Annotated in this window: 29 protein-coding genes and 1 pseudogene; 7 read left to right on the forward strand and 23 right to left on the reverse strand. The window is 61.1% G+C overall.

Translation table 11 applies throughout. The features are described from left to right. Positions 1-24: 24 nt before the first annotated feature. The 4 genes from NW848_RS14440 (at position 25) to NW848_RS14455 (ending at position 3,396) form a co-directional block, all read left to right on the forward strand. Complete coding sequence (locus NW848_RS14440; protein WP_099812202.1) at positions 25-453, forward strand: hypothetical protein; 429 nt, start codon at positions 25-27, stop codon at positions 451-453. Positions 454-767: 314 nt separating this feature from the next. After that, the gene (locus tag NW848_RS14445) at positions 768-1,223 is read left to right on the forward strand and encodes a ubiquinol-cytochrome c reductase iron-sulfur subunit (RefSeq protein ID WP_011430022.1); all 456 of its coding nucleotides are present in this window, start codon (positions 768-770) and stop codon (positions 1,221-1,223) included. Between the two features lie 60 nt (positions 1,224-1,283). Next, complete coding sequence (locus tag NW848_RS14450; RefSeq protein WP_414508999.1) at positions 1,284-2,405, forward strand: glycosyltransferase family 4 protein; 1,122 nt, start codon at positions 1,284-1,286, stop codon at positions 2,403-2,405. Positions 2,406-2,502: 97 nt separating this feature from the next. Continuing rightward, positions 2,503-3,396 (forward strand): PRC-barrel domain-containing protein, encoded by an 894-nt coding sequence (locus NW848_RS14455; protein ID WP_011430024.1) that lies wholly within the window; start codon positions 2,503-2,505, stop codon positions 3,394-3,396. A gap of 172 nt (positions 3,397-3,568) precedes the next feature. Here NW848_RS14455 and NW848_RS14460 read toward each other — a convergent pair whose 3' ends face one another. The 23 genes and pseudogenes from NW848_RS14460 to rplC all read right to left on the reverse strand — a co-directional run bounded on the left by NW848_RS14460 (position 3,569) and on the right by rplC (position 17,068). After that, positions 3,569-4,549 (reverse strand): alpha/beta fold hydrolase, encoded by a 981-nt coding sequence (locus NW848_RS14460; protein WP_011430025.1) that lies wholly within the window; start codon positions 4,547-4,549, stop codon positions 3,569-3,571. Between the two features lie 29 nt (positions 4,550-4,578). After that, complete coding sequence (gene infA / locus NW848_RS14465) at positions 4,579-4,803, reverse strand: translation initiation factor IF-1 (RefSeq protein WP_011430026.1); 225 nt, start codon at positions 4,801-4,803, stop codon at positions 4,579-4,581. A 130-nt stretch (positions 4,804-4,933) separates the two neighbouring features. Then, positions 4,934-5,707 (reverse strand): type I methionyl aminopeptidase, encoded by a 774-nt coding sequence (gene map, locus NW848_RS14470; protein ID WP_011430027.1) that lies wholly within the window; start codon positions 5,705-5,707, stop codon positions 4,934-4,936. Between the two features lie 38 nt (positions 5,708-5,745). Next, positions 5,746-6,327, reverse strand: coding sequence for an adenylate kinase (locus tag NW848_RS14475; protein ID WP_011430028.1), 582 nt, complete (start codon positions 6,325-6,327; stop codon positions 5,746-5,748). After that, positions 6,327-7,625 (reverse strand): preprotein translocase subunit SecY, encoded by a 1,299-nt coding sequence (secY, locus tag NW848_RS14480; protein WP_099812200.1) that lies wholly within the window; start codon positions 7,623-7,625, stop codon positions 6,327-6,329. Before secY ends, NW848_RS14475 begins: the two co-directional genes overlap by 1 nt. A 108-nt stretch (positions 7,626-7,733) precedes the next feature. Next, positions 7,734-8,207, reverse strand: coding sequence for a 50S ribosomal protein L15 (rplO, locus tag NW848_RS14485; RefSeq protein WP_011430030.1), 474 nt, complete (start codon positions 8,205-8,207; stop codon positions 7,734-7,736). Between the two features lie 23 nt (positions 8,208-8,230). Beyond that, complete coding sequence (rpsE, locus tag NW848_RS14490; protein ID WP_011430031.1) at positions 8,231-8,767, reverse strand: 30S ribosomal protein S5; 537 nt, start codon at positions 8,765-8,767, stop codon at positions 8,231-8,233. Between the two features lie 18 nt (positions 8,768-8,785). Continuing rightward, positions 8,786-9,154, reverse strand: coding sequence for a 50S ribosomal protein L18 (gene rplR, locus NW848_RS14495; RefSeq protein ID WP_011430032.1), 369 nt, complete (start codon positions 9,152-9,154; stop codon positions 8,786-8,788). A 2-nt stretch (positions 9,155-9,156) separates the two neighbouring features. After that, entirely contained in the window at positions 9,157-9,702 is a 546-nt protein-coding gene (gene rplF, locus NW848_RS14500) for a 50S ribosomal protein L6 (protein WP_011430033.1), read from the reverse strand. 26 nt (positions 9,703-9,728) lie between these two features. Continuing rightward, the gene (gene rpsH, locus NW848_RS14505; RefSeq protein ID WP_011430034.1) at positions 9,729-10,133 is read right to left on the reverse strand and encodes a 30S ribosomal protein S8; all 405 of its coding nucleotides are present in this window, start codon (positions 10,131-10,133) and stop codon (positions 9,729-9,731) included. A 60-nt stretch (positions 10,134-10,193) separates the two neighbouring features. Then, positions 10,194-10,736: a 50S ribosomal protein L5 gene (rplE, locus tag NW848_RS14510; protein WP_011430035.1), complete on the reverse strand. Its 543-nt coding sequence runs from the start codon at positions 10,734-10,736 to the stop codon at positions 10,194-10,196. A gap of 56 nt (positions 10,737-10,792) precedes the next feature. Next, positions 10,793-11,191 carry a 50S ribosomal protein L24 gene (gene rplX, locus NW848_RS14515; protein ID WP_011430036.1) on the reverse strand — a complete coding sequence of 133 codons (399 nt, stop codon included), beginning with the start codon at positions 11,189-11,191 and terminating at the stop codon, positions 10,793-10,795. Then, complete coding sequence (gene rplN, locus NW848_RS14520; protein ID WP_011430037.1) at positions 11,191-11,559, reverse strand: 50S ribosomal protein L14; 369 nt, start codon at positions 11,557-11,559, stop codon at positions 11,191-11,193. Before rplN ends, rplX begins: the two co-directional genes overlap by 1 nt. Next, positions 11,556-11,807, reverse strand: a complete 252-nt coding sequence (rpsQ, locus tag NW848_RS14525; protein ID WP_011430038.1) for a 30S ribosomal protein S17 — start codon at positions 11,805-11,807, stop codon at positions 11,556-11,558. The genes rplN and rpsQ overlap by 4 nt, the downstream gene beginning before the upstream one ends. Further along, positions 11,807-12,043 carry a 50S ribosomal protein L29 gene (gene rpmC, locus NW848_RS14530; protein WP_011430039.1) on the reverse strand — a complete coding sequence of 79 codons (237 nt, stop codon included), beginning with the start codon at positions 12,041-12,043 and terminating at the stop codon, positions 11,807-11,809. The genes rpsQ and rpmC overlap by 1 nt, the downstream gene beginning before the upstream one ends. A 17-nt stretch (positions 12,044-12,060) precedes the next feature. After that, a complete protein-coding gene (gene rplP / locus NW848_RS14535; RefSeq protein ID WP_011430040.1) occupies positions 12,061-12,537 on the reverse strand; it encodes a 50S ribosomal protein L16 in 477 nt (158 codons plus the stop codon). Between the two features lie 55 nt (positions 12,538-12,592). Continuing rightward, entirely contained in the window at positions 12,593-13,339 is a 747-nt protein-coding gene (gene rpsC / locus NW848_RS14540; protein WP_011430041.1) for a 30S ribosomal protein S3, read from the reverse strand. 41 nt (positions 13,340-13,380) lie between these two features. Beyond that, a complete protein-coding gene (gene rplV, locus NW848_RS14545) occupies positions 13,381-13,752 on the reverse strand; it encodes a 50S ribosomal protein L22 (RefSeq protein WP_011430042.1) in 372 nt (123 codons plus the stop codon). 42 nt (positions 13,753-13,794) lie between these two features. Beyond that, the gene (gene rpsS / locus NW848_RS14550) at positions 13,795-14,076 is read right to left on the reverse strand and encodes a 30S ribosomal protein S19 (protein ID WP_011430043.1); all 282 of its coding nucleotides are present in this window, start codon (positions 14,074-14,076) and stop codon (positions 13,795-13,797) included. Between the two features lie 78 nt (positions 14,077-14,154). Next, entirely contained in the window at positions 14,155-15,039 is an 885-nt protein-coding gene (gene rplB, locus NW848_RS14555) for a 50S ribosomal protein L2 (protein ID WP_011430044.1), read from the reverse strand. 60 nt (positions 15,040-15,099) lie between these two features. After that, positions 15,100-15,399: a 50S ribosomal protein L23 gene (locus NW848_RS14560; RefSeq protein ID WP_011430045.1), complete on the reverse strand. Its 300-nt coding sequence runs from the start codon at positions 15,397-15,399 to the stop codon at positions 15,100-15,102. 343 nt (positions 15,400-15,742) lie between these two features. Further along, positions 15,743-16,372: pseudogene (gene rplD / locus NW848_RS14565) on the reverse strand (50S ribosomal protein L4); the annotation flags it as partial. Positions 16,373-16,423: 51 nt separating this feature from the next. Then, positions 16,424-17,068, reverse strand: a complete 645-nt coding sequence (rplC, locus tag NW848_RS14570; RefSeq protein WP_414508998.1) for a 50S ribosomal protein L3 — start codon at positions 17,066-17,068, stop codon at positions 16,424-16,426. Positions 17,069-17,544: 476 nt separating this feature from the next. Between rplC and NW848_RS14575 the strand changes: the two genes are divergently transcribed. From NW848_RS14575 to NW848_RS14585, 3 genes are all read left to right on the forward strand, one after another. After that, complete coding sequence (locus NW848_RS14575; protein ID WP_099812199.1) at positions 17,545-19,497, forward strand: hypothetical protein; 1,953 nt, start codon at positions 17,545-17,547, stop codon at positions 19,495-19,497. 174 nt (positions 19,498-19,671) lie between these two features. Next, on the forward strand, positions 19,672-20,172 hold the full coding sequence (locus NW848_RS14580) for a tetratricopeptide repeat protein (RefSeq protein ID WP_041438233.1): 501 nt from the start codon (positions 19,672-19,674) through the stop codon (positions 20,170-20,172). A gap of 9 nt (positions 20,173-20,181) precedes the next feature. After that, complete coding sequence (locus NW848_RS14585) at positions 20,182-20,526, forward strand: class I SAM-dependent DNA methyltransferase (RefSeq protein WP_049749740.1); 345 nt, start codon at positions 20,182-20,184, stop codon at positions 20,524-20,526. Positions 20,527-20,630: the final 104 nt, after the last annotated feature.

Consider the following 20,630-nt stretch of genomic DNA (forward strand, 5'->3'; position numbering starts at 1 on the left):
TGGCACGTGTAGGTGGGGCAGACGATGGCGGAGAGCAAAAGCTCTGATACCCCCCTTCAGAAACGTCAGCGCCTGGTGCGCGAGGTGGCCGGTTGGCTGGCGGTGCTGGGGGTGCTGATCCCAGGGCTGCAGCGTTTTTACATGGGCCACAGGCGCTGGGGCTGGGGCTACTTGGTGCTGGGGCTGATGGTGTTCGTTCCTTCCATCCCGTTGCAGCTCCTCGGCTACGGGGTACGCGCCCTTTGTTTGCTGGAAGGGCTGTGGTTTCTCACCATGACCAATGAGGACTTCGATTTTCGCTTCAATCGAGATCTCATCGAGCTGGACTGGACCAGTGCGAAAAGTCGGGAAGTCCGGGATCCCGAGCAGCAGTTGGAGATCCAGTTGAAGCAGGGCTTGATTACCCGCGCCGAATACGAGGAGCGCCGCCGCTACCTTCGCGAGATCTCGTGAGTGGGACTGCGATTGCTCCAAGATATTTCCGACCTATCCCCCCTCCACAGCAAGCCCGTTGACACCCTCCCCACTCTCAGACCAAGAAACCGACTGGCGATGCTTAGAAGGGGTGGGCGGTTCTTCCCCATAATCTAGGGACAGGCCCGACCGACCTTCGCCAGAATCCCATAAAAGTGCGGTTTCGCGCTGGCTGAAGCTGTCCTAGTGTAACAAAATATTAAGAGGAGCCGCCGGGCTAGCGTCCCGTTTGGGAGGCCACGCTTGGATTGGTTCCTAACCGACACCTTGCATCCATCTCAGGACACATGGCCATGTACAACAATCGTCGCGGTTTTCTTCGTTGGCTGGCGCTTGGTTTTGGCTCGCTGGTGGGCCTGTTGCCTGCCTTGGCTCAGCGCCGTTTTAACCGTGCCATTGCCCAGGGTGCTGCTTCGGGCCCCAAAGCGGCTGAGCCGGAGTTCGTTAAAGTGGCAACGCTAGAAGATCTTAAAGAAGGCCCCTTCAAGGTAGAAGACGCCTTTGGGAAAAACACCGCCACCCTTTGGCTAGTCGGGGATCCCCAAAAGGAAGACTCGCTGCTGGCTCTGGATGCAGCCTGTCCCCATGCCGGCTGCGACGTGGACTGGCGGGGGGAGAACTTCGTCTGCCCCTGCCATGGCTCAGTTTTTGCCGCCGATGGCAGCCGTACCCGTGGCCCGGCCAATGCCGACCTGACCGCCTACAAAGTTAAGGTGGAGAAAGGGGAAATCTTCGTGGCCAGAACCTGACCTTGTCCCCCCAGGGTCAACCAGACTAGCCAGCAAGGGGTCGAGCCTGCTAGGGCGCCCATGCCTCGTACCTACCGCTTCTTGTTTGTCTCCACCCCCGTTGGGCCCCTGGGATCGGGAGCTGGCGGCGGGGTGGAGCTCAACCTTGTCAACTTGGCGCGGAGCCTGCTTGAGAGGGGAGCCCAAGTGCGCGTGCTGGCCCCTGAGGGCTCCTGCAGTGTCGACTTGCCGGAAGGGGTGATCGAGGCGGTGGCCGGCCTCCCCCCGCCCTATGCCCAGAGCCAGCGCCGCGACGAGCCGGTTTGCCTTTCCATCCCTTCTCTGTTGGCCAACCTCTGGCGGCGGGCTGCCCAACTGCAGGATGAGTTTGAGCTCATCGTGAACTGGAGCTACGACTGGCTCTCGTTCTACCTGACAGGTTTTTTCCGCACGCCGGTGGCCCATATCGTCAGCATGGGCTCCCTTAGCGATGCCGTTGACCAGGCCTTGGAGCGCATCGCGCGCACCTATCCTGGCCGGCTGGCGGTACACTCGCGAGCCCAAGCCCAGACCTTTGCCTTTGCCCGGGCCCAGATGGCGGCTGGTCGGGATCCCTTTGTCTATTTGCCCTGCGGCGTCGACCTCAGCCGCTACGAGTTTGTGCCAGAGGGGAACGGATCCCTGTGCTGGGTTGGCCGCATTGCCCCCGAAAAGGGCCTGGAAGACTGCGCCGCCCTGGCCGAGAAGACGGGGAGGCCGGTGCTGATCCTGGGCCACCTGCAAGACCCGGCCTACTGGCAGCAGATTCGAGAACAGTACCCGCGGGCTCAATTGGATTACCGGGGGTTTTTGCCCACCTCTCAGATGCAGCGGCTCTTGGGCCACTGCTCGGCCTTGATCATGACCCCTAAGTGGGTGGAAGCCTTCGGCCTGGTGGCGGTGGAAGCCTTGGCCTGCGGTGTGCCGGTGATCACCTACCGCCGCGGCGGGCCGGCGGAAATTGTCCGCGATGGCGAGACCGGCTGGGTGGTGGAGCCAGACGACGTGGCAGCTCTGGCAACAGCGGTGGAACGCCTGGATCAGATCGCTAGAAGCCGCTGCCGACAGCACGCAGAAGAGCTCTATTCCCTGCAGGCCATGACAGAGCGGTTTCTGGCCTGGAGCGAGCAAATTGTCCAGGATCCGATCCCGGCAGCCCGCTAGGGAGAAGACAGGCAATGGTACTATTTGATTTTGATGCCTGGGGCCGGATGACCAGCCCACTGACGCGGACACTTCGACTCACGACGGGGAAACCACCATGACGACTGGGAAAGAATCTGTTGCGCTGGTGCGATCAGAGGTTCGTCGGCGGTCACAGGTTCTGGGAACGCAGGTGATCAGCCAAGCCAATGCCGCCCGGCTTGGAGTAGTTAGCGAAGTTTGGGCAGATCTGGAAGCTAGGCAAGTCCTGGTGCTAGGAGTGCTGGAAAAGGCCTTTGCCGGATCGCCGCGTTTTCTGGAGCTGCGGCAGGTCACGGCCCTAGGACAAGACGCCATCCTCGTCCCCAGCGATGAAGTCTTCGAGGACTTGGAGTTGGAGGGTCTCAGCCGGGTAGTCGGCAGCGAGGTGATTACCGAAGAAGGGATCCGCCTTGGAAAAGTCAAAGATTTCGAATTCAACTCCGTCTCCGGCCTAATCACCGGTTTGATCCTCTCCAACCTCGGCCTGACCTTTTTGCCCGGCTTTATCCTCAGCACCTACCTGCTCTCTGCTGATGAAATCGTCTCCATCGGCGGCGATCGCCTCATCGTGGCCGATGGCGCCGAAACCCGCCTAGCCCAACTGACCAAAGGGATCTTGGAAACCCTCGGCCTGGGCAAGCCCTCCTGGCTGGTCGACACTGGCTCCGCCCCCGCCCTGCCCAGGGCCGTTGATGAACCTGCCGTCGAGGAAAACTACGAGGAAGTATACGACGAAGAATACGAGGGCGAAGAAGAGGAATATCCCGAAGCAGAGCCTGAACCCCAGGCCGAGGCGGCGCCTCCTCGTCGGCCCGAGCCTGCTCCTGCTGCCGAGCAGCCAGAATGGGAGCAAGAGTACGTCAAAGCAGAAGCCCCCCCTTCCGAGCCAGCTCCTGACTCTGCCCCGGCCGCTCCCAGCTCCCCTTTGGATAGGGACCCCTGGGAGGAGAATACCGGGGAGCCAACCTGAGCTCTGAGCCCGGCTTCGCTCCTCTCTCCCAAAGTGACGGCCTAGGGGTGACCCCATGTCAGCCGGAGCGCCTGAGCCTGAGAACTCTTCCTGGATTGGAAAAAACCAGACTGACCGGACAGTCGCCGCAAAAAGTCGGCAAAGGCGTGAGTTTTCCCTGCTCGGGGATCCCCTAGGTTGGCAGGGCAGGATCGGCCTCGGCCAAAAAGCGCAAAGCCACCGATAAAAAAGCTTGCGGCGCTTCGATGTGGGGAAAAGCAGCCCCTGGCAGTCGATAGATCGGCACCTCTGGGCGCAAGGCACGATACCGCTCCGCCTGTTCTGATCCAGTAAGGCGGTTGTTTTCTCCCCAGACCAGAGCCATCGGCTTGTCCACCACGCGAAAGTCCTCCTGAATGGGCAAGTTAAGCTTGCCGGTCAAAAAAGAACGGGGGGCAAATTGGGCCCCCGCCTGGTGGGCCGCCTGATAGTAGTAGTCCACCACCGCCTCATCCAGAGCGTACCCAGGGGAGAACAGGCTCTGCTCCGTAAATAGACGTACACTCCAGGGGGTGGTGATGACGTTGTAAAAGGCCAGCCCCAAAACCGGCAAGCTGAGAAGACCATACACCGCCTCAGCCAAAGGGATCCCTAGCGCCTCGGGGACAAGGCTGTTGTCTCCTAGAGGGGCGATGAGCAGCAGCTTCTGCCAGTGCTGAGGCTGCAGCCGGGCCGAGCGCAGCACAAACCCTGCCGAGAGAGAATTGGCAATGGCGTGGCAGGGGCGCCCGATCACCTGGCCGACAAAATCCCCGATCATCCGGACATATAGGTGGCCGGTGTACTCCAGATCGGGGCGCTCCGAGTTGCCCCAACCCAACAAATCCAAAGCGTAAACCTGATAGTGCTGGCCCAACTCCGCCATCACGGCGCGAAACTCGTAGCTGGAAGAGCCGGCCCCGATGCCGTGCAGCAGCAACAAGGGCTGGCCGGATCCCGCAACCTTGTAAAACAGACGGTGGCCGCGCCAAAAATAGTGCCTCTCCTCCCCCGGCAAGAGGCTGGGCAGAGGCTGGGTTCGAGAAGCGATCCAGGCGTTGAGCACGGCCAGGGCACTTACCCCGCCGGCCGCAACCCAGAGGCCGGTTTTGAGAACTTGGCTCAGCTCCTTCATGCTCAGCGGCCCCAGCTAAGGCCAGACGGCTACTTTTTCTTGAGGCGGTAAGTGATGCGCCCTTTGTTCAGGTCATAGGGGCTGAGCTCTACCTTGACCCGGTCGCCGGGCAAGATCTTGATGTAGTTGCGGCGGATCTTGCCGGAGATGTGGGCAAGGACGTTAAAGCCGTTGTCCAGGTCCACCCGGAACATGGCGTTGGGCAAGGACTCGGTAACCACCCCTTCCACTTCAATGGCGTCTTCTTTAGACAAGGAACCCTCCTTAAAAAACAACACAACAGAAATATCGATAGGAAACCCGCCCTGTTAAGAGCGAGTTAAGAGCCGAAACAATACTCCACCTCTTCTATCCTAGCCGTTGCCGCCCTTCAGCAAGGGATCCCTAGGACTGAAAAGGGGTGCGATCCGTCAAAATCTCAGCCCCAGAGTCCGTGATCAAGACCGTGTGCTCAAACTGGGCCGACCAAGAGCCGTCCACCGTCACCACCGTCCAGCCATCCGAGAGCACCCGCGTGGCCTCTCCCCCTGCATTCACCATCGGCTCGATTGCCACCGTCATGCCGGAGCGCAGCTTGGGATTGGGAAGGTCGCGGGTGCGGTAGTGGGGAAACTGCGGCTCCTCGTGCAAGTTGCGCCCCACGCCGTGGCCGACGTACTGCTTCACCACGGAGTAGCCCCGCCCCTGGATGTAGTCCTCGATGGCGCCTGAGACATCCTGCAGCCAGACGCCGTGGCGCACGTGGTCAATGCCCGTCTGCAGCGCTTTGGCCGCTGTGTCGATCAGGTCGCGGGCGGCATCGCCGAGGGGCTCCAGGCCAATGGTGATGCAAGAGTCGGCATGCCAGCCTTCGACCATGGCGCCAAAATCCACCTTGACGATGTCCCCCGGCTGCACCACTTTGCGGGGGCTGGGGATCCCGTGTACCACCTCATGGTTGACGCTGACACAGACACAGGCGGGAAAGCCGTAGTAGCCCTTGAAGCTGGGCAGGGCATTCAACTCCGCTACCCGCCGCTCGGCATAGGCATCGATGTCTGCCGTTGTCCAGCCTGGCTCCAGACACTCGGCAATTTCCTGCAGCACCTGGGCCACCACCCGCCCGGCCCGCCGCATCTTCTCCACCTCCCGGCGGGACTTGATCTCAATGAGCTGCATGCCCCGCCGCGGGGAGAGATTTCCCGCCCCCGTCTTGATCACGCTGTCCTCCTGAAGCCTTCCAAGAGAGCCCGCAGATGTTCTTGTACCGATTCCATCGGCTGGTTGCCATCGATCCGTCGCAGACGACCCCTGGCCTCGTAAAAGTCGATCAGCGGAGCCGTCTGCTCCCGATACACCTGCAAGCGTTTGAGGATCACCGCCTCATCGGCATCGTCGCTGCGCCCCTGCTCCTTGCCGCGGGCCAACAGCCGTGCCACCACCACGTCGTCCGGCACTTCCAGGTTGAGAACGTGGTCGTAGTCTTGCCCCAACTCCCGCAACAGCTCTTCTAAAGCCTCCGCCTGCGCCAGGGTGCGGGGGAAGCCGTCCAGGATCCAGCCCTGCGCTGGCGAGTGTTGCAACTGGCCCTTCACCATCCCAATTAACACCTCGTCAGGCACCAGCTCTCCCGCATCCATGTACACCTTAGCCTGGCACCCCAGCGGCGTTTGGGCTTTCACCTCTGCCCGCAGCAGGTCACCTGTAGAAATTTTGGGCGTGTGGTAGATCGCTGCCAGCCGCTCTGCCTGGGTGCCCTTGCCCGCTCCCGGCGGCCCCAAAAAGATTAACCTCGGCACTATTGCTTGACCATCCCTTCGTAACGCTGCGAAATGACGTAGGTCTGGATCTGTTTGGAGGTCTCGATCGCCACCCCCACCAGGATCAGCAGCGAAGTTGCCCCCAAGCCCTGAAAAGTGGTGATGCCGGTCGCCCGCTCCACCGTCGTCGGGATGATGGCCACCGCACACAAGAACAAGGCCCCCAGCAGGGTCAGCCGGTTGAGGATCCCTTCGATGTACTCAGCAGTGGCCTTGCCCGGGCGGACTCCCGGAATGCTGGCCCCCATCTTCTTCAGGTTCTGCGCCAGATCCACCGGGTTAATGATCAAAGAGGCGTAGAAATAGCTGAAGAGGAGGATCAGCACGAAGTAGAAGGGAATGTAAAACCAAGAGGTAGGGGCCAAAAGGTTGGCCACCTGCACCAAAGTCAGGTTCTGGGTGTACTGGGCCAAGGCAAAGGGCAGGGACATCACCGAGTAGGCGAAGATGATCGGCATCACGCCCCCCTGGTTTAGCCGCAGGGGCAGGTAGCTCTTCTGCTCACGGAATAGCTTGTTGCCCACCTGGCGCTTGGCGTAGACAATAGGGATTTTGCGGCTGCCCTCCTGGACGAAGACAATGCCGACAATGGTGGCTAGGAAGACGGCCATCAACACCAAGATGCCGCCGATGGTGCTGCTATCAGCACGGGCTAGGCTGATGGTCTGGCCCAGAGCGCGGGGCAGCGTGGCGACAATGTTGACGAAGATCAACAGCGACGGCCCACTGCCCACCCCCTTCTCCGTGATCATCTCCCCCAACCACATGACAAACATGGAACCTGCCGTCAGGGCCAGGGTGGTGGAGGCCACAAAGGCCAACTCGTTGCTGGTGTTGGCGAACTCCCGCACCCAGAAGGAGATGCCGATGCCCTGGATGATGGCCCAAATCAGGGTAACGTAGCGGGTGTACTGGGAAATCTGTCGCCGCCCCTGCTCCCCCTCGTTTTTCTGCAGGTTCTCCAGGGCCGGAATGGCCGAGACCAGCAGTTGCATGATGATGGAGGCGTTGATGAAAGGCAGGATGCCGAGGGCGAAGATCCCCAAAGCGGAGATACCGCCGCCCGAGAAGACATCCAGAAAGCCAAACACAGGGCTGTTGGCGGCTTCAGCGGCAAAGCGAGCTCGGTCAATACTGGGGATGGGAATGTAAATGCCCAGCCGCACCAACAGCAACAGGCCTAGGGTAAGAAACAGACGTCTGCGCAGGCCAGAAGCCATGGCCATCTGCATGAAGGTCTCTTGGGCGGAGGGAGCGGAGCCTCGTGGGTCAGCCATAAATCTAGAAAACCTCGCGGAAGGGAAAGGCAAGGTGAGCTATTTACCACTCTACGCTGCCGGTGGGAAAGTCGGCAAAATAGAGAAGCTGCAAACTGCAGCCCAATTTTAGGATCCAGCGGAAGCAGTCTGGGATCCCACGAGCTCCACCCGACCCCCGGCTGCCTCGACCTTGGCTCGGGCTGAGGGGGTGATGGCAGCCGCTCTGATCGTCAGGGGCACGCCCACTTCCCCGTCTCCCAAGATCTTCAGCGGGCCATCGTTGGTGGTCACGATCCCCAAATCCATCAAGCTTTCCAAGCTGACCTCGCTGCCAGCGGGCAACTTGGCCAAAGCGCGCAGGTTGATCAGGGTGTACTGGGGGCGCCGCACGTAGCGGGGGAAGTGCTTGAGCTTGGGCAGCCGCCGATAGAGGGGGGTCTGGCCTCCCTCAAAGCCGGGCCGGGGACCGCCTCCTTTGCGCGCCTTCTGTCCCCGCATTCCCTTGCCACAGGAGGCTCCCTGTCCAGCAGCGATGCCACGGCCCAGGCGTCGTCGCCGCCGCGTCGAACCTGGTTGGGGGCGAATGTCTTCTAGTCGCATACTGACCTCCGGCTAACTTGCTGTTACTTACCAAACAGGCGGCGCACGTCGATCCCTCTATCTTCAGCTACCTGCTCAAAGGTGCGCATCCGCCGCAGCGCGTCAATGGTGGCACGGGCGTTGTTGAGGGGGTTGCTGGATCCCAGTTGCTTAGCCAGACTGTTGCGCACGCCCGCCAGCTCCAGAACCGTGCGCACCGCTCCCCCGGCGATGACCCCTGTCCCGGGAGCTGCCGGCATCACCAGGACAGTGGCCCCACCGCCTGATCCCCGCATGGGATGGGGTACAGACAGACCCTTGGTGAGGGGCACTTCGATTAGGTGCTTTTTGCCATCCACAACTCCTTTGCGCACAGCCCCGATGACGTCGTTGGCTTTGCCCACGCCAACCCCCACCTGGCCGCGCTCGTTGCCCACCACCACCACGGCCCGGAAGCTCAGCTTTTTGCCGCCCTTAACTACTTTGGTGACGCGCCGGATCTGGATGACCCGCTCCTGCCACTCGCTAGTCTGCTCTTCGCGGCTCTTTTTGCTTCTGCGACGTTCTCTTTGCTCAGCCATATGCCATCTCCTCAGGGCCTAGAACTGTAAGCCTGCTTCGCGGGCGGCTTCCGCCAGGGCCTGGACACGCCCGTGGTAGAGCTTGCCGCCGCGGTCGAACACCACTTGACAAATGCCTGCCTGTAAGGCCCGTTGGGCGACGGAGCGACCCACCACGGCGGCAGCCTCTCGGGTGGCCGTGCCAATGTCTTTGAAGGCTTCCCGCAGCTCCCTGTCCAGCGTGGAGGCAGAGACTAAAGTGTGCTGGGCTACATCGTCGATCACCTGGGCGTAGATGTGGCGATGGGAGCGAAACACGGCCAAACGGGGCCGCTCGGGCGTCCCGAAGACCTTGCGGCGAATGCGGCGATGGCGACGTTGGGTGGCAGCTTTGCGAGTGATTTTCATAGCTACTTCTTGGCCTTCCCGGATTTACCTGCTTTGCGACGAACCTGTTCCCCTACATAGCGAATCCCTTTGCCCTTGTAGGGCTCTGGCGGACGGACGGCCCGAATCCGCGCCGCCGTGTTGCCCACCAGCTCTTTGTCGATACCTGAGACGACGATGACGTTGTTGCCCTCAACCGCTATTTGGATCCCTGGCGGGAAAGGGATCTCCACTGGGTGGCTGTAGCCAACGTTCAAGATTAACTTGTTGCCCTGGGTGGAAGCCCGGTAGCCCACACCCACCAATTCCAGCCTGCGCTCAAATCCCCTAGATACGCCGTCCACCATGTTGGCAACCAAGGTGCGGCAGAGGCCGTGCAGTTGGCGGGCCGGGCGAGACTCGTTGACCCGGCTGACCTTGAGCGTCTGGGCTTCTTGATGCACCGCAATCAAGGGGGGCAAACTGCGAGACAGTTCTCCCTTCGGGCCTTTTACCGAGATCTGCTGCCCCTCGATCTGAACCTCTACCTTGGCAGGAAGGGCGATGGGGCGTTTGCCAATGCGAGACATGGGCCAACTCCTGGCAAGAGAACAACTCAATAGACGTAGCAGAGCACTTCGCCGCCGATGCCCTGCTTGCGAGCATCCCGGTCGGTCATGATGCCGTTGGAGGTGGAGATGATGGCAATCCCAATTCCTCCCAACACCCGAGGCAGTTCTTTGTGGTTGCAGTAAACTCGCAGCCCGGGCCGGCTCACCCGCTTCAGGCCATTGATGATCGGCTTACGACCTTTGCCCTTGTACTTCAACCGCAACACAAGCTGAGCGTGGATCCCTTCTCCCTCTTCCTTCCAGTCGCTCACAAAACCTTCCTCATGAAGAACGCGAGCGATGCTGCGGGTCATGCGTGTGGCCGGGACCGCCACCGATTCATGCCGAGCCATGGTGGCATTGCGAATGCGGGTGAGCATGTCGGCGATCGTGTCGTTGGTGTGGGCCATGGGTGGGTCGGTGCTCCTCGGAAGATCGATCAAGTCGAGACAATTGCAGATGGGCAAACCTTAAGAGGCAAAGGGCATGCCAAACTCTTTGAGCAGGGCACGGCCCTCTTCGTCGGTTTCGGCGGTGGTCACAATGGAGATGTCCATACCTCTGATCTGGTCTACAGAGTCGTAGTTGATTTCGGGGAAGATCAGTTGCTCGCGAATACCAAGGGTGTAGTTGCCCCGCCCATCAAAAGATTTGGGGCTGACGCCACGGAAGTCGCGGATACGAGGGAGGGCAATGTTGATCAGCCGATCCAAAAACGCGTACATGCGCTCCCGCCGCAGGGTCACCATCAGGCCAACCGGCATGCCCTTGCGGATTTTGAAACTGGCAATCGCCTTTTTGGCGCGGGTAATCACCGGACGCTGGCCCGTGATGGCGCTGATCTCGGCGATGGAGGATTCCAGGGCCTTGGCGTTTTGGGAGGCATCTCCCAGGCCGCGATTGATCACGATCTTTTCCAGACGCGGCACCTGATGGATGTTGGTGTAGCCCAACTCTTTTTGCAGCTTGGGAACGATGACGGTGTTGTAGAGGATTTGCAGACGCTGGGGCATGGTCGGTTCTCCTGGGGGCTCTGGGCTGGGTCAGAGCTCTATCGAAAAAGGGACGGCTAGTCGAGGATCTCGCCGGTTTTCTTGAGGACACGGACTTTGCGGCCATCGGCGGTGATTTGATAGCCAATACGGCTGGCCACTTCCTGCTTCTTGGAATAGAGCATCACCTTGCAGGCGTGGATCGGGGCTTCTTTGGTCTCGATGCGACCACTTTCGCCTTCCCGTTGCGGCTTGCGGTGGTAGGTTACTATGTTTACCCCTTCCACCAAGACCATGTTGCGTTCGGGAAAAACCTGCAGCACCTCGCCGATTTTGCCTTTGTCGTCGCCGGAGATCACCTGGACGGTATCTCCCTTCTTGATGCGCATTTTGTAGCGTAGGCTGTTGCGGTGCTTGCGAACGCCGGTCTGCCGAATCAGCCGTCGAATTTGGCTGGGCTTGAGGGGACGAACCATTACAGAACCTCCGGGGCAAGGGAGATGATCTTGGTGAAGTTTTTCTCCCGCAGCTCGCGGGCTACAGGGCCGAAAACGCGGGTTCCGCGGGGGTTGCCGTCGTCGTTGATGATCACGGCAGCGTTGTCGTCGAAGCGGATGCACATGCCGTCGGGGCGGCGTACCGTATCGACGGTGCGGATGACCACAGCCTTGACGACGTCGGATTTTTTGACCGGCATATTGGGCAGGGCGTCTTTGACGACGCCAACGATCACATCTCCCAGGCTGGCGTAGCGACGGCCACTGCTGCCCAGGACGCGGATGCACATCAGCTTGCGGGCGCCGGTGTTGTCAGCTACCGTTAACATGGTCTGCTGCTGAATCATAGTTTCTTGACCTCCCGTATGATTTCGGCCACTCGCCAACGCTTGGTGCGGCTGAGGGGACGGGTTTCCGTAATGCGCACCAGATCCCCTTCTTGACAGCGGTTCTCTTCGTCGTGGGCCTTAAACTTTTTGGTTTTGACGACGATTTTGCCGTATTTGGGGTGGGCAACCCGGTTTTCCACAGCAACGACCACTGTCTTTTGCATCTTGTTGCTGACGACAACGCCGATCTTTTCGCGAGCAGGCATTACTCCTCCTTCTGGGTCTGAGTTGAGGACAAGGACTTGCCGCGCTTGCGCTCTGACTCAACGGTCAGCAGTTGGGCCAGCTTGTGTTTGCGCAGGCGAATGAGATGGGGCTGGTTCAACTGCCGCGTGGCCTGCTGCAAACGCAGCTCGAACAGCTCTTTCTTGACGGCGTAGATCTCCTGGCTCAATTCTTCGTCGGATAGGGCGCGAGCGTCGGCAATTTTAGGCATGGGCATGGCTCAACTCTCCTCCCTCAAATAGCGCTGGCTGCTACTTCTGTTGTTTCTGGAGCTGCTTTCTGAACAGGTTCCGGCTCCTCAAAGTTAGCCTTGGTTACAAACTTGACTTTGATCGGCAGCTTTTGGGCGGCAAGGCGCATCGCCTCTCGGGCCGTGGCTTCAGGAACTCCTCCCATCTCGAAGAGGATACGGCCCGGCTTGACGACGCAAACCCAGTATTCGGGGTTGCCTTTGCCGGATCCCATGCGGGTTTCGGCAGGCCGTTGGGTAACGGGCTTGTCGGGAAAGATGCGGATCCAGATTTGGCCTCCCCGCCGGACGTAGCGGGCCATGGCCCGACGGCTGGCCTCGATCTGCCGCGCGGTGATCCAGGCGGGTTCTAGAGCCACAAGGCCGTATTCCCCAAAGTTGATGCGGTTGCCGCGAGTCGCTTTGCCTTTCATGCGCCCGCGCTGTTGCTTGCGGTATTTGGTTCGTTTGGGGCTTAACATGGCCGTTCCTTAAATCAACTGCGATGGGGATCCCTGGATTTTCGGGTGCTGGCCCTCAGGCCTCCACTGCTGAGCGGTCTTCAAAAGTGGGCCGCCGCCGCTGCTGCCGCCGCTTGGGCTGTTGCAGGGGAACTTTTTGTTCGGGCCGTTCCTGCCCGGGGAGAACTTCTCCTTTGAAAACCCAGACCTTGACCCCAATGACACCAAAGGTGGTCTGAGCGATGTGGTCGGCATAGTCGATATCTGCCCGCAGGGTGTGCAAAGGGATCCGCCCTTCCCGGGTCCATTCGGTGCGGGCGATCTCGGCTCCGTTCAGCCGCCCGGCAATTTGAATTTTGATCCCTTGCACCCCCGCCCGCTGGGCCCGCTGGATGACCTGGCGCACGATGCGGCGAAAGGCGATCCGCCGCTCCAACTGCTGGGCGATGTTTTCTGCCAGCAAAACCGCCTCGGCATCGGCACGGGTGACCTCTACTACATTGATGCGAATGGTTCGCTCGGGGCTACCGTGTGAGCTCAGCTCTTTCTGCAGGCCCTGGCGCAGGGCGTCGAGGCCGGATCCCCCACGACCAACCACCACTCCAGGGCGAGCGGCTCGGATCTCGAGGTCGATCTGATCCGCTTTGCGTTCAATTTGAATGTCGGCCAGGCCGGCGCTGCTCAACTGCTTGGTCAGGTAGGCGCGGATGAGATCGTCCTCTCGCAGCAGGGCTGGGTAGCGAGCTGGATCGGCAAACCAGCGGCTGCGATGTTCCTTAATAACGCCGAGGCGGAAACCGGTGGGGTGAATCTTCTGTCCCATGGTGGTGTCAGTTGAGGGGTAAAGTCTGGGGGTACAGGCGTCTAGGAGGCCGTCGCCGCTTCAGGTTCTATGGGCCGGACGGCGATGGTAATGTGGCAGGTGCGCTTGCGGATTGGGTAGGCACGACCTTGGGCGCGGGGGCGAAATCGCTTCAGCGTCGGCCCCTGGTCAGCGTAGGCCTTGCTGATGACCAGGTCCCGAGGATCCAGGCCGTTGTTGTGTTCGGCATTGGCCACCGCCGAGCGCAGCACCTTGCGAACCGGCTCACAGGCGGCGTAGGGCATGAACTCCAACAGGATCAGGGCATCGGCATAGGTGCGCCCCCGGATCTGGTTCAGCACGCGCCGCACCTTATAGGGGGACATGCGGATGTAGCGAGCTACCGCTTTGATTTCAGGGGATGGATCGGCCATGGCGCTCTCCTAGCTTATTGCCTCTTCTGTTCGTTGCTGGACTTAACGGCGGGCAGCTTTTTTGTCACTGCCCGCGTGGCCGCGAAAGGTACGGGTGGGGACGAACTCCCCCAGCTTGTGGCCCACCATCTGATCGGTGATGTAGATGGGCACGTGCTGCTTGCCGTTGTGCACGGCGATGGTGTGGCCGATCATGACGGGCAGGATGGTGCTGGCTCGCGACCAGGTTTTGATCATGTGCTTCTCATTGCGCTCGTTCATCTTCTCGATTTTGAGAAGCAGCTTGGCATCGACAAAAGGGCCTTTTTTGAGTGAACGTCCCATAGCAACCTCAACAGTCTGGCAAGCTGGTAAGGGTCGAAAGAAAAAGAAAATTCAGGGGCGCAGCAGATGGCCGGACTCTTATTGAGCGGCCCTCCCGCTCTTGTCCCGGCGGCCGCCACGACGGCGACCGCGCACGATGAACTTGTTGCTGGGTTTGTTGCGTTTGCGGGTTTTGTATCCCAGGGTGGGCTTGCCCCAGGGGGTGACAGGGGTGCTGCGGCCGATGGGGGCTTTTCCTTCCCCACCGCCATGGGGGTGATCGACAGGGTTCATCACCGAGCCGCGCACGTGGGGACGGCGACCTAGCCAGCGGCTACGCCCCGCTTTGCCGAGGCTGAGGTTGCTGTGGTCAACATTTCCCACTTGGCCGATGGTGGCGTAGCACTCGCCTCGGATCATGCGGACTTCGCCGGAGGGCAGCTTGAGGGAGACATACTTGCCCTCTTTGGCTACTACTTGGGCGCCGGCCCCGGCGGCGCGAACAATTTGCCCACCGCGGCCGGGATACAGCTCCACGTTGTGAACCACCGTCCCCAGCGGGATCCGCTCCAGGGGCATGGCGTTGCCAAGCTCAAAGGGGGCATCGGGCCCCGCCATAATGGTGGCTCCCACCTCGAGGTTGCGGGGAGCGAGGATGTATCGCTTCTCGCCATCTTCGTATTCCACCAAGCAGATGCGGGCGCTGCGGTTGGGATCGTACTCGATGGTCTTGACGGTGGCCGGGATCCCGCGCTTGTCGCGGCGGAAGTCGATGATGCGGTAGAGCCGCTTGTGGCCGCCGCCTCGGTGGCGGCAGGTGATGACGCCGCGGTTGTTGCGCCCTTTTTTGCGGTGGATGAATTGCAGCAGCGACTTCTCCGGTCTGGGCCGCTTGCCGTTTTCGTCCCGCGACAGCTCCTCGAAGTTGGAGACCGTCATGTGGCGGGTGCTGGGGGTATAGGGTCGGAAGGTACGAATGCCCATGGCTCGAGGGGGGGTGAAGGACGGGTGGCAATAAAACTCGAAGCGGGAAGAGGGGTTTGGTTAGGTGTCGGGGAAGAGGGTGATGGAGTCGCCTTCGGCCAAGGTCACGATGGCTCGCTTGGGACGGCTGCGATAGCCGACAGAACGGCCTACCCGCCGCTGCTTGCGGGGCAGTTTAAGGGTGTTGACGGCGGTGACCCGCACCCCAAACATCTCCTCGACGGCAGCTCGGATGAGCGGCTTGGTGGCAGTGGGCATCACTTCAAAGACGTATTTGCGCTGTTCCATCAGGGCAGTTGCCTTTTCGGTGATGACGGGACGCAACAGGACATCGGCCAGGATCCGCTTGCTCTCAGTCATTGTCTTCCTCCTCTGCTGCGGCTGTTTCGGCCTCCTCGCCAGCTGGCGGCTGGGCAAGGGGCTCTGCTTCTTGGGCTAGTTCCGCTTGTCCCTGAACTTCTCGCTCTTGTGCTTGGGCCAGCTCTTCTTCCTGGGTTTCCTGAACTTGTGGGTTTGCTAGAGCTACTTGATTAGCCTGATCAGCCTGCGCCGGGGGAGCCTCTGGCTGGGCTTGAGCTTCTGCTTGCTCTTCCTGCTCCTGGCTTTGACCTTCTGCTTGTTCGACTGGCCGAGCTTCTCGCTCTGCCGCCTGAGCCTGATCTTCAAGGCGATCGGCTTGGGTTGGAGCTGCTGCTGCCGCGCCGGATCCCCAGCGGGCCTTGAGCTTCTCCAGGGCAGAGGTGGTAATCAGCACCCAATCGACGTTGAGCAGATCAAAGACATTGAGCTGATCCAGGCCGATCAGCTTGACGCGGGCGATGTTGCGTACGGCTCGCTCGACGGCTTCCGAGCGCTCGGCGACGATAAGCAGTGCCGACTGATCCTCCATCACCCCCCAGCGCAGCAGAGCTTGGGCCACGGCGCGAGTCTTGGGCGGGTTGAGCTGATCCTGGAAATCTTCCACCACGATCAGGTCTTCCACCCGGCTTTGCAGGGCAGTGCGCAGAGCCAGTTGCCGCTCTTTGCGGTTCATGGCCAGGTTGTACTCCCGCTTGCGGGGGCCGAAGATCACTCCACCCTTGCGCCAAAGGGGGGAGCGAATGGAGCCGGCGCGGGCCCGGCCGGTGCCTTTTTGCCTCCAGGGCTTGCGGCCGCCACCGCGCACCTCAGCCCGGGTCTTGGTGTGGGCGTTGCCTTGGCGGGCGTTGGTCATCTGCCGGCGAAGAGCTAGATAGAGGATGTGGGAGGCCGTTTCGGGACGGGCAACTTTGAGGCTTAGCTCCGCGCTGCCCACCGTTTCCCCTTGCCAATTTTTCACCACACAACTTGCCATGGTTTCCTCGTCTTTGCAGATGCTGGTCAGCCTTTGCCAGGGATCCCTTTCCTAGCGTTTGTTGCCCACCTGCTTGGCAGGGGTAATCTCCAGCAGCCCCCCTTCCACGCCGGGCACAGAGCCCTTGATGATCAGCAAGTTCCGCTCCGGATCCACCTGCACCAACTGCAGTTTGCGAATGGTGACGCGGCAGCCTCCCATCCGGCCCGCCATGCGTAGCCCCGGAAACACGCGGCCAGGGGTTGTGCCGGCGCCAACAGAACCCGGTCGGCGGTGGTTCTTGGAGCCGTGAGACATGGGGCCGCGACCAAAGTGGTGCCGCTTCTGGTAGCCGGCAAACCCCCGCCCGATGGAAGTGCCGGCTACATCCAGCAACTGGCCCGGAGAGAAGATCTCGACGGTGATCTTTTGCCCCAACTGGTAAGCTTCTGGCTGGTCGACCCGGAACTCGCGCAGGTGGCGCAGCAGCTCCGTCACCCCCGCTTTGCTCAGGTGGCCCCGCTGGGCTCGCGTGAGGTGCTTTTCGGCGGTGGGCCAGTAGCCCAACTGCACGGCGTTGTAGCCGTCTGTGGCTTGGGTCTTGATCTGGGTTACCGTGCAAGGCCCCGCCTGCACGACCGTGACCGGAATGGCCAACCCTTCCGGAGAGAAGATCTGGGTCATGCTGACTTTTCTTCCAAGGATGCCAAGCGCCACGAGAACCTCCTCTCGAGCCTCTGCGACTCGCTTCTGTCAGCTTGCAACTGGCTCAATGAGCCGGATCCAGGCAGCAACGGCGCGGCAGCAGGAAGCTCAGGACTAGCTGAGGCTGCCCGCTCAGGCGAAAAAGCAACGAAAAGGAATCTTTGGATCCCCGCAGGCCAAACAGCGCCAGCAGCGCTGCTCCCTTTGCTTAATTCACCCTCAAATCACACGCCAAACTGCTTTCAAAGACTGCTCAGACTTACCTGCAAAGAGGCAGTATCTGGTTTAGCAGTACGCTAGGTTGCCGAGAGCCGTCGTCAGAGCGGGCGGACTTAATTGGCAACAGTAGTACATCATAATGAGGTGAAGACCTGTTTGTCCAGATTTTGCCGAGAAAATGGCTCGGTCGGGGGGCAGCGACTGTGAAAGCCGCTCTGGTGGGCGAAAAGAGCTATCGACGGCAAGAGCCACCTCCTTTTAGGAGTGTGATGGGGTGGGCGGGCAGCGGGCTGACCCAGGCTTGTGTAGATCGCTACCTGGATTTGTTGCGGGCGGGAACCGATCCGGGCCGGATCTTGTTTTTGGTGCGCAGCCAGCGGCAGGCAGAGGGGGTGTTGCGGCGCTTACAGCAGCTCAGCTCGAGCTGGGTGGGCCCGTGGCGGATCGAGACGTTTTTGCAGCGGGTGGGGCGCTCTCTGGCCGATCACTGGCCGCAGGTGTGCGAGCGGGTTCCCCAGTTGCCGCGCTCGTTTGAGCCAATTCCCTTGGCCAAGGATCTGGCCCAATTTCTCTGTGGGCGAGCCTGTGCTTTGTGTCCGCGGCATGGGGAGGTCTTTGCCGATCTTGGGCTGGAGGAGTTCCAGATTTGGGATCAGATCAGCAGCGCTGCCTATATTGCGGGGGCTTCGGGTTTGGCGGCGGAAGCGGTGGGATCCCGGCTGGCGGCGGCCTGGCCGGCGGAGGGGGATCCGGGGCGGGCAGAGGCCTTGCAGGCGATGGGCTGTTGTGTGGAGCGGCTGTGGGAGGTGGGGTTGCGGCTGGGATCCCTGGACTTCGGCCTGCAAATCCGGCTGTTTGGCGAGCACATCCTGCCGCTGGCGGAGTTTTGGCAGGAGTGGGATCACCTGATCGTGGATCAGGCGGAGGACAGTTGCGGGGTGGCGCTGGAGTTTTACCGGCAAGGGCAAGCCCATCTGCAAAGCCAGTTTTTCAGCTATACCATCGGCGGCGGGGTCTCTTTGACGGGGATCCCAGAGGCCGTGGCTCGCTTTCTGAGGGAAAACACCCAGGTTCAGCTTCTGGAGGGGAGCTACCGCGGCTCAGCCGGCATGATCCGCCTGGGACTGCAGATTGCGCGGGTGCTGGATCCGCGGTTTGACCATCCCCTGACGGAGCCTCTGGCAGAGAGGCTGCCAAGGGTGCAGGTGCTGGAGGGCGAGACCCAATTCGCGGCGGTGGAGGCGATGGTTGCCCAGATCCGGCAGCTTTTGCGGGCCGGGATCCCGGCCTCTCGCATCGCCGTCCTGCTGCCTCGCATGGATGCGGGGGTGAGCTTGAGCTTGCAGGAGCAGTTGCCGGAGGTCTTGCCGATCGCCCCTTTCCCGGCGTTGATCCGCTACCCACTGGTGCGGGCTTTGCTGACGGCGGCGGAAGTGGCCCATCCCGAGTGGGGAGCTTTTCCCACCTTGCCGGCCTGGCGACTGCTCCTGGGCAGGGTGTTGGATCTGGATCCCATCCGGGCGGCTTTGCTGGCCGAAGATACCCTTGACCCGGTAGGGCGTTCCCTGCGGCCCAAGACCGCCGTGCGACAGCCGGAGCGGGTGGGGTTTGCCAACCTGGAGCGCTACCAGAAGCTGCTGGATTGGCTGCGCAGCTACCGCGGCGGGCCCTCCCTGGCCGCTTTCTTCCAGCGGTTTTTCGCCGAGCACCTAGCCCAGGGGATGGATTTGCCCCAAGACCAAGAGCTGCTGCAAGCGCTGATCGACGCGGCACAACGGTTTCGCCGGGCCTTTCCTGCGGAAGAGGATCGTGCCTTTTTGGCCATGATCCGCTCGGGACAAACCCCCAGCAACAGCCGCTTCGAGCCCGACTATTCCCGCTACCTCGTGGTGGCGACGCCGGTGGCCTATATCAACCGAGGTTTGCAGGCGGATTATCAGTTCTGGTTCGACATCACGAATCCGCTTTGGTCCCGTTCTCTTTGGCGTGTGCTTTACAACAGCCGTGTGCTGACGCCGGAGTGGGATGGGGAGGTTTTCAATGCAGCCCAAGACCTACAGGCACGTCACCAAATCCTGGCTCGCACGCTGCTCAACCTCTGTTGCCGAACTCGGAAGGGGCTGTGGCTGGTGCGCTCCACTTTTAACTACCGCGGCGAAGAGAACACCGGCATGTTGGATTACCTCATTTTAAAGGCCGCGAAGGCCATGGCCACAGCCTGAGAGGAGCAACCTTACACCCATCCCAAGCCGCAACCAGACCCAGGTTCCAGAGCATAGCGAAGCTGTCTGTTGTGTCGATCCCCAACTGGGGAGTGCTCAAGATTGTCGCCAATTTGGAATGCCCCTATCGTGGGCATATCGTGAGAGAAAGCTAGGTTCTCCTACACTGGGGAGATGGCTAAGGGCTTTGGAAAACCGGCGAAAAAACAGCCGCTCCTCTCGGCCCGACAGGCGGCAGGCCGCTTCCGGCGGGGGGAATGGGCTGGCTGCCGGCAGCTCTGTGAGCAGATCCTCGCCGCTGCCGACCGGTCTGATCTGGAAGAGGCCATTGCCTTGACGCAAGCCCATGCTCTTTTGGGGCGCATCGAGGAGGGATCCGGTCGCTACCCTGCCGCCATGCTGCACTACCAACAGGCCATCGTGGCCTGTCCCCCTGCTGCTCCCGCCAGCTTGGCCGCTGAGGTTCATGCGCTGCTGGGGGGAGTACTGCGGCAGATGGGCGAGAAAAAGCAGGCGCAACGGCTCTTCGAGCAAGCCCTGGCCCGGGATCCAGCGCTGCTGATGGCGCGGGTGGGGCTGGCCGACCTGCTGCAGATGCGAGGAGAATACGAGGCGGCTCTGGCCCATTATTTGCAGGCCTGGCAGGGATCCCAGCAAGAGGCAGACATTCCTTAGCAGATCGGCATGGGCTTTTGGAAGCAGGGACAAGTGGAGGTGGCCAGCTCTTGGTTTCGGCGGGCGCTCGCCCTGCAGCCCGAACACAGCGATGCCCGCTACATGCTGGCCATTGTGGGGGAGCTGCCCCTGCCCGACAGGACTCCTCCGGAGTGGGTGCGACGTCTATTTGACGAATATGCGCCCCGCTTTGAGCAGCATTTGCTGGAAAAACTGAACTACCAGGGGCCACAGGCTGTGCGGCAAGGGATCCTGGCTGCCGCAGGGGGAGCGTCTCCTTGGTTTGAGCGGGCGCTGGATCTGGGCTGTGGCACCGGCCTGGCGGGATCCCAGGTGCGCTCCTACGTTGGATAGTTGCGGGGTGTGGATCTCTCCGCCCGCATGGTGGAGATTGCCCGGCAAAAGGGCAAGCCTCTAGTCCTGAATTTACTGAACAACATATTGTCTTACGGAACTAA

The organism is Synechococcus sp. RC10A2 (assembly GCF_047502605.1).

Coding starts and splice junctions, on each gene's coding strand:
- NW848_RS14440 (WP_099812202.1), top strand. CDS start 25: ATGGCGGAGAGCAAAAGCTCTGATACCCCCCTTCAGAAACGTCAGCGC.
- NW848_RS14445 (WP_011430022.1), top strand. CDS start 768: ATGTACAACAATCGTCGCGGTTTTCTTCGTTGGCTGGCGCTTGGTTTT.
- NW848_RS14450 (WP_414508999.1), top strand. CDS start 1,284: ATGCCTCGTACCTACCGCTTCTTGTTTGTCTCCACCCCCGTTGGGCCC.
- NW848_RS14455 (WP_011430024.1), top strand. CDS start 2,503: ATGACGACTGGGAAAGAATCTGTTGCGCTGGTGCGATCAGAGGTTCGT.
- NW848_RS14460 (WP_011430025.1), bottom strand. CDS start 4,549: ATGAAGGAGCTGAGCCAAGTTCTCAAAACCGGCCTCTGGGTTGCGGCC.
- map (WP_011430027.1), bottom strand. CDS start 5,707: ATGCAGCTCATTGAGATCAAGTCCCGCCGGGAGGTGGAGAAGATGCGG.
- secY (WP_099812200.1), bottom strand. CDS start 7,625: ATGGCTGACCCACGAGGCTCCGCTCCCTCCGCCCAAGAGACCTTCATG.
- rplO (WP_011430030.1), bottom strand. CDS start 8,207: ATGCGACTAGAAGACATTCGCCCCCAACCAGGTTCGACGCGGCGGCGA.
- rpsE (WP_011430031.1), bottom strand. CDS start 8,767: ATGGCTGAGCAAAGAGAACGTCGCAGAAGCAAAAAGAGCCGCGAAGAG.
- rplR (WP_011430032.1), bottom strand. CDS start 9,154: ATGAAAATCACTCGCAAAGCTGCCACCCAACGTCGCCATCGCCGCATT.
- rplF (WP_011430033.1), bottom strand. CDS start 9,702: ATGTCTCGCATTGGCAAACGCCCCATCGCCCTTCCTGCCAAGGTAGAG.
- rpsH (WP_011430034.1), bottom strand. CDS start 10,133: ATGGCCCACACCAACGACACGATCGCCGACATGCTCACCCGCATTCGC.
- rplE (WP_011430035.1), bottom strand. CDS start 10,736: ATGCCCCAGCGTCTGCAAATCCTCTACAACACCGTCATCGTTCCCAAG.
- rplX (WP_011430036.1), bottom strand. CDS start 11,191: ATGGTTCGTCCCCTCAAGCCCAGCCAAATTCGACGGCTGATTCGGCAG.
- rplN (WP_011430037.1), bottom strand. CDS start 11,559: ATGATTCAGCAGCAGACCATGTTAACGGTAGCTGACAACACCGGCGCC.
- rpsQ (WP_011430038.1), bottom strand. CDS start 11,807: ATGCCTGCTCGCGAAAAGATCGGCGTTGTCGTCAGCAACAAGATGCAA.
- rpmC (WP_011430039.1), bottom strand. CDS start 12,043: ATGCCCATGCCTAAAATTGCCGACGCTCGCGCCCTATCCGACGAAGAA.
- rplP (WP_011430040.1), bottom strand. CDS start 12,537: ATGTTAAGCCCCAAACGAACCAAATACCGCAAGCAACAGCGCGGGCGC.
- rpsC (WP_011430041.1), bottom strand. CDS start 13,339: ATGGGACAGAAGATTCACCCCACCGGTTTCCGCCTCGGCGTTATTAAG.
- rplV (WP_011430042.1), bottom strand. CDS start 13,752: ATGGCCGATCCATCCCCTGAAATCAAAGCGGTAGCTCGCTACATCCGC.
- rpsS (WP_011430043.1), bottom strand. CDS start 14,076: ATGGGACGTTCACTCAAAAAAGGCCCTTTTGTCGATGCCAAGCTGCTT.
- rplB (WP_011430044.1), bottom strand. CDS start 15,039: ATGGGCATTCGTACCTTCCGACCCTATACCCCCAGCACCCGCCACATG.
- NW848_RS14560 (WP_011430045.1), bottom strand. CDS start 15,399: ATGACTGAGAGCAAGCGGATCCTGGCCGATGTCCTGTTGCGTCCCGTC.
- NW848_RS14575 (WP_099812199.1), top strand. CDS start 17,545: ATGGGGTGGGCGGGCAGCGGGCTGACCCAGGCTTGTGTAGATCGCTAC.
- NW848_RS14580 (WP_041438233.1), top strand. CDS start 19,672: ATGGCTAAGGGCTTTGGAAAACCGGCGAAAAAACAGCCGCTCCTCTCG.
- NW848_RS14585 (WP_049749740.1), top strand. CDS start 20,182: ATGGGCTTTTGGAAGCAGGGACAAGTGGAGGTGGCCAGCTCTTGGTTT.